The 5,514-nt window shown below is 62.7% G+C and carries 8 protein-coding genes and 1 pseudogene; 3 read left to right on the top strand and 6 right to left on the bottom strand.

The features are described from left to right. The 6 genes and pseudogenes from WBB85_RS15650 to WBB85_RS15675 form a co-directional block, all read right to left on the bottom strand. Positions 1–349, bottom strand: a pseudogene (locus WBB85_RS15650) (DNA methyltransferase); the annotation flags it as partial. Further along, positions 342–1,133: a ParB/Srx family N-terminal domain-containing protein gene (locus tag WBB85_RS15655; RefSeq protein WP_432639532.1), complete on the bottom strand. Its 792-nt coding sequence runs from the start codon at positions 1,131–1,133 to the stop codon at positions 342–344. The gene WBB85_RS15655 and the pseudogene WBB85_RS15650, both read right to left, overlap by 8 nt. A gap of 330 nt (positions 1,134–1,463) precedes the next feature. Continuing rightward, a complete protein-coding gene (locus WBB85_RS15660; protein ID WP_432639533.1) occupies positions 1,464–1,985 on the bottom strand; it encodes a DUF6362 family protein in 522 nt (173 codons plus the stop codon). Positions 1,986–2,004: 19 nt separating this feature from the next. Further along, positions 2,005–2,862, bottom strand: coding sequence for a helix-turn-helix domain-containing protein (locus WBB85_RS15665; RefSeq protein WP_432639534.1), 858 nt, complete (start codon positions 2,860–2,862; stop codon positions 2,005–2,007). Further along, the gene (locus tag WBB85_RS15670; RefSeq protein ID WP_432639535.1) at positions 2,859–3,053 is read right to left on the bottom strand and encodes a hypothetical protein; all 195 of its coding nucleotides are present in this window, start codon (positions 3,051–3,053) and stop codon (positions 2,859–2,861) included. The genes WBB85_RS15665 and WBB85_RS15670 overlap by 4 nt, the downstream gene beginning before the upstream one ends. 10 nt (positions 3,054–3,063) lie before the next feature. Further along, positions 3,064–3,321, bottom strand: a complete 258-nt coding sequence (locus WBB85_RS15675; RefSeq protein ID WP_432639536.1) for a helix-turn-helix transcriptional regulator — start codon at positions 3,319–3,321, stop codon at positions 3,064–3,066. Positions 3,322–3,691: 370 nt separating this feature from the next. Between WBB85_RS15675 and WBB85_RS15680 the strand changes: the two genes are divergently transcribed. The 3 genes from WBB85_RS15680 to WBB85_RS15690 all read left to right on the top strand — a co-directional run. Then, positions 3,692–4,222 (top strand): hypothetical protein, encoded by a 531-nt coding sequence (locus tag WBB85_RS15680; RefSeq protein ID WP_432639537.1) that lies wholly within the window; start codon positions 3,692–3,694, stop codon positions 4,220–4,222. A 154-nt stretch (positions 4,223–4,376) separates the two neighbouring features. Beyond that, positions 4,377–4,799 (top strand): Arm DNA-binding domain-containing protein, encoded by a 423-nt coding sequence (locus WBB85_RS15685; protein ID WP_432639538.1) that lies wholly within the window; start codon positions 4,377–4,379, stop codon positions 4,797–4,799. A 161-nt stretch (positions 4,800–4,960) separates the two neighbouring features. Beyond that, positions 4,961–5,514, top strand: a 554-nt coding sequence (locus WBB85_RS15690; protein WP_432639539.1) for a tyrosine-type recombinase/integrase, incomplete at its 3' end; no start/stop codon positions are given.

Raw genomic sequence — 5,514 nt, forward strand, 5'->3', positions numbered from 1 at the left:
CAAGCTGGGAGGCGACGATGCCACGCACGGACCCACCTGCGAAGGGATCAAGCACTGTGCCGCCTTGAGGGCAGAACCAGCGATAAGCGATTTCACAAAGGACCGGATCGAAGATCGACGTGCCCGACGCGGTTGCCGCATCCGAGGCTTGGTAATGATCGGCGAGGAAGGCTTCGGTGGTCAGTTCATGGCCCAGTTCGGCCTCTTTGGCGCGTTTCTTGGCATAGAAGCTCGGATCGCCTGAGGTGTGGGACGGCATCAGCACGCCGCCATTGGTCCTGTCGCCGCCGACTACATGCTCGCCGCGCATCAGGTCTTGGCCGAAGGTGCGGGCCGGGGATTTAGCCATGCCCAGCCTCCTTTTTCTGGCGGCGGGCCGTTGCGGCCTTAGCGACCTGATCGGCCAGACCACCGCCGCCGAGGACAGCGCCGTCGTTGAACGCCTTGGCCGCACCGGGTTTGTAATCCTTGCGCGAACCGTTGCCGGGCATCGGGCTGCCGCCGGGGCAAGCGCGATCCCCTTCGCCGCGGCCGAGTTCTGAGCGAATACCCATATCCAACCAGGCGCGTTTGCGATCCTGCCACCAGCCCTTGCGGGCATCGAGGATCGAGAATGGCGGGATGCCGAAGCGGGCGGCCAGACTGCCCGTGGACGCCGCCGCCGGTGGGGCGTCGGTCGCGCCAGCATTGCCGCCGAAGCCTTCCCCGCCCAGCGCCTCACCCCCATTGAATTCAAACCCCGCCATCAATTCGTCAAGCTCAGCCTCGTCAAAGCCGATCATGTCCAGATCGAAGTTCTCGTCGCGCAGCGCCGCCAGTTCCGACGCCAGCATCGCGTTGTCCCACCCAGCGTTTTCGGCAATCCGGTTGTCGGCAAGGATCAGCGCCCGGCGCTGGGCCTCGGACAGATGGTCCAAAACGATCACCGGCACATCGGTCAGGCCGAGGGTTTGCGCCGCCATCAGCCGTCCGTGCCCTGCGATAATCACATCGTCCTCGCCGATCAGGATCGGGTTGGTGAAACCAAACCCGGCGATCGAGGCCGCGATCTGAGCCACCTGATCGGCGGAATGGGTGCGGGCGTTGCGAATGTAGGGCACCAGCCGGGAGGTTGGCATCATGTCGATCTGCAAGGGGCAATCTCCTGAAAGGAAAAGGCCCGGCGACGAACACCGGGCCAGTTGAGGCGGGACAGGGAGGCAGAAACGGCGGTCGAAAGGCAGGGTGCGTACCTGCGCACCCAAAGGTGCGAACCCAAGCCGCGAACCCAAGCCGCGAACCCAGAAAAAATGTTTGACGCTAGAGACTTACCGCGCCTCTGCCCCCCGCATACACATCAGGCCTGGGTGGAACCGGGGGCCCGGGGGCTGCGAGGGGCAAGGCGCGCCGGTCGGGGAACAGCGTCCAAAGCGGCTGGGGAGCCAAGCGATCTGTCGCCCATGTGGTCCCTCATCCTATCGCTTTTATGCCCCAAAACCCGGAGATGTGTCGCGCCCGAAGTTCAACGGGTTTTGCCCGTCGTCCTGCGTGTTGGCGGCGGGTTCACGCGGGATTGCGCCGGTTGTTGCAGTGGGCATTTTGGGCACCTTGAGCTTGCGCTTTGATTTCGCTGCGGAATTCAGCTTTTTGGAAATCGTCAAAAGGGCAGCCGCCCAGCGCCGCCAGGCGGTTGATCGCACGCATCCTGCGCGGATGCAGACCTGCCGCCAGCGTGCGCCCTCGGCACGGAGCCAGACGATCCGGGCATCCTCGGGTTCGACCAGCAACAACCAGTCGAGGCATTCCTCCATCCGGGTGATCGCGGCCGCACTTGGGATCACACGCATTGGGGCCTCGGGCGTGTAGCCATAGGCATGCTTGGCCTCCTGCACGATCGGTGGCCAACTTGAGCGATAGCCACGGGGCCGATCCTTCTCGGGCAGGCGGCGCAGCACATAGGCGGCCTCCTCAAAGCGATCTTCGATGTCGCGGGGTGTCATGATCATGGTGGTCCTCCGTCGGGGTTTAGTAGATCTGCTTGGCGCGTAACGCGGCCACCGTCACGAGCCCGGCCGCCAGCATGGCGTCGCGCATCACGTTCGACACAGCGCTGGTCGGGACGTAGCGATCGGAATTGATCCAGTCGGCTGTGAACGCGAGGATCTCTGCGCGTGTGGCCCTGGCCACAGGCTTCACTTCCCCAGCACTTTTTGCCTTTGCCACCTGCGCCAACCGTCGGGCATGACGCGCGGCGATCGCCGGGGTGAAATACTCCCATGTCCGGATTGGGTCGGTCCGCTTGCGCTTGGTCCGCTCGGCCAGGGTGGGCAGGATGTCCGCCGTCAGATCAAAACCCTTGGCCAGCCAATCCGTTATCACCGACCGGGTGGCGGTGATCGAAGTTCTCGATGCCGGGTTCAGACCCTCGCCACAGGCAGCGAGGCAAGCCGCTTGGGTCTCGTCGACCGGGGCAGCCTCACGCGCGGTAGTAGTTACAGGTTCTCTTACAAGGTTACTGTCCAGATTCTGGACATGGCTTTTGCCAAAATCTGGACATGGCTTTTGTGGTTTTCCATGTCCAATATCTGGACACGGCTCGCGCTCGAAATCATCCTCAAACCCGAGGATGTAGCGGGTCGATTTGCGGCGGTGCGTGCCTTCGGAATGGCGGCGATGCCTGCGGATCAGCCCCGCCGCTTCCAGCTTTTCGAGGTGGGTATTCAGTGACGAGCGGGAGATTTCCACATCGGCCGCCAACTGGTCCTGCGACGGAAAGCACCCGAAATCCGGGTTGTGCCGATCGCAAAGATGCCAGAGCACCAGCTTGGTCGCTGGCATCAGCCCGCGCTGCTGGATTGCCCAGTTGGTGGCCTTGTGGCTCATAGCGCGGCCGTCACGGTCAAGCGTTTGACGATCGCTTGCATCAGCGCGATGCGCCGGTCAGCCTCCGCCTGGCGCATTTTTCCGGCCCGCACACGGGACCAGTAGAATTGCCTGCGCAGGTCCAATTCGCGCTGGGCCTCTGAGATCAGGTCGGTGACCGGAAACGCACCGTTTGGGGTGATTTGTGCCATGATCGACCTCTCAGCGCCGACCGGCGACAGCCCGGTTTGCACCGGTCTTGCGGGCCTCTTGATCGCGCAGCCAGTCGCGCACCGCCTCCAACCGGTAAAGCACCTTGCGGCCCACCCGAACGCAGGGCGGGCCCATGCGGCGGGTCTCCCACCGCTGCAATGTGTCGACTGAGAGCGCCAGTTCACGGGCAAGCTCTGCCCGGTTGAGCCAGCCGGTCAGAAGGCCGGTATCGTCCGCGGCAGCGCCGTCCAAGCCAATGTTTTGCATGTCTTTCCTCCGCTTATGGCACCCGTGGATCGGGTCGCCAGGATCACTGAGGGAAGACAATCACGCGCGCGGGACCGGCAAAGAGGCAGAAACCGGCAGAAACAAACCGGCAATTATTCCGGTCCGATTATCCACACAAATTTACGATCGGTTCATTGATTCCGATTTGCCTCAAACCGGGAATCTGACAACTTGCGGTAGAGCAGTTAACAAACAGATTCGCAGAATGTTCTCCCCGCCGGAAGGTCGGGGTCGTCGTCGTGGTCCACGGCGTCGGCGGCATATCTGCGGCGGATTGAGGTGGTCCATGGCATTTCCGGCAAAGGTTTTTTATTCAGTTTTAGAGGTTTCTGCGCGGTGGGATTGCTCGGTGACGCAGGTCGTCAACTATGCGATCTCAGACGAGATCGATCTCGTCGCGGGTTTTGCGCGGGTCAGACTGGATGGCGAATGCGCCGCGGGCCTGTTGAGCGTGCCCGGTAGCGAGGTGCGGCCGTTGTTCCGCCCTTTCGGCAAGGGTGCCAAGAAGATCTACGTGACGCAGGCACGGCGCACAGGAGAGGAACACTGGCAGGAAATCACCGAGCCGCTGGGTGGCGTGCGGTTGGCCGCGGCCGACATCATGATCACCGCCCGCGAAATTGATCGGTTCGAGGAAGCCCACGGAATCGGCCGCACCCGCAACGTTGGCCCCGGCGCGCCAACCAAATATGACTGGGACGGGTTCTATGTCGCCCTGATGAAACGGGTCTACACCGGAGGCTTCCCTGTACGGCAGCGCGATCTGGTTATCGAGATGCAGGAATGGTTCATCGCCAATTCAGCCGAGGGCGAAGCGCCGGACGAAAGCACGATCCGCCGCCGGATTCAGTCGGTCTGGAGGGAGTTGAACCCCGCCTGATGCCGTCCGTCCGGCATAATTGCCGGTTTGTTTCTGCCGGTTTGCGCCTCTTCGCCGGACCCTCGCAAAGAGCAGGTTGCTCTTTGCCGCACCTCATCCCTGAGTCGGCACGAAAAGGGGAGCCTGCATGGGAACGCATCTGACGGAACGAGTTGTGAAAGCTGCCGAGATTGGCAGCCGGAAATATGTGGTGTTCGACGAGGATTGCCCGGGCTTTGGCCTGTGCGTCTTTGAATCCGGCCGCAAGGGGTTTGTGCTGATCTACCGCGCGGCCGGGCGGCAGCGTCGCTTCACGATCGGCACGTGGCCAAGCTGGTCAGTAACCGCGGCCCGGGACGAGGCCAAGCGCCTGAAACGCGATATCGATCGGGGCGAAGATCCGATGGATGTCCGGACAAGTGCCCGCCACGCGCCGACAATGGAAGAATTGGTCGAGCGGTACATTGATGAACATCTGCCAAAGCTGTCGGCCTCCAGCAGCAAGGATCAGGCCAGCATGCTCAAGACGTTGGTCTTGCCCGATTGGCGGACGCGCAAAGTACCGACATCACGCCGACCGATGTCGACAGGCTCCTGACGAAGATCGCGGCGGGGCGGCCACGAGTCTGGAAGAAACCCGTCAAGCCGACCAAGACGCCGCGGGCTTTCAAATCAAAGCGGACCAAACCAACGCCTCCTCCAAAGACTTTCAAGCCGACGCCCGTTCGGGCCAACCGTGTCGGCGAGGTGCTGCGCAAGATGTTCAGTCTTTCCGTCATGTGGAAAATGCGCGCCGACAATCCCGCCACCAGCTTCCGCAAGCGCCCCGAAACCGCCCGCGAACGGTTCCTGTCTTTTGAGGAAATCCAGCGCCTCGCCGACGCGCTCTGCGCTGATCCCGACCAACGCGCCGCCGGGATCATCCGGCTGTGTATGCTGACCGGCGCCCGCTGCGGCGAGGCCCGGACCGCGACCTTCGACCAATTCAACCTCGATCTGGCGATCTGGACCAAGCAGGCGGCCTATACCAAGCAGCGCCGTGTCCACCGCGTGCCAATCTCGCACGAGGCGGTCGCGCTGATCCGGTTGCGCCACGATTCCGTGCCGAAGGGCTGCCCCTTTCTCTTCCCCGGCGATGTTTCGGGCCAGCCGGTGGTCGATCTCAAGCGGTTCTGGGAACGCATGCGCGTTCAGGCCGATATAGCTGACGTCCGTATCCACGATCTGCGCCATACCTTCGCGTCACTGCTGGTGTCCGGCGGGGCATCGCTGGAAATGATCGGACGCCTATTGGGTCATACCCAGATTGGGAC

It is taken from the genome of Albidovulum sp. (assembly GCF_049646345.1).
Taxonomy (GTDB): Bacteria; Pseudomonadota; Alphaproteobacteria; order Rhodobacterales; family Rhodobacteraceae; genus Albidovulum.

What these genes read in the sequence shown, in the direction of transcription:
- WBB85_RS15660 (WP_432639533.1), bottom strand. Translation starts at nt 1,985, where the DNA reads ATGATCATGACACCCCGCGACATCGAAGATCGCTTTGAGGAGGCCGCC.
- WBB85_RS15670 (WP_432639535.1), bottom strand. Translation starts at nt 3,053, where the DNA reads ATGGCACAAATCACCCCAAACGGTGCGTTTCCGGTCACCGACCTGATC.
- WBB85_RS15675 (WP_432639536.1), bottom strand. Translation starts at nt 3,321, where the DNA reads ATGCAAAACATTGGCTTGGACGGCGCTGCCGCGGACGATACCGGCCTT.
- WBB85_RS15665 (WP_432639534.1), bottom strand. Translation starts at nt 2,862, where the DNA reads ATGAGCCACAAGGCCACCAACTGGGCAATCCAGCAGCGCGGGCTGATG.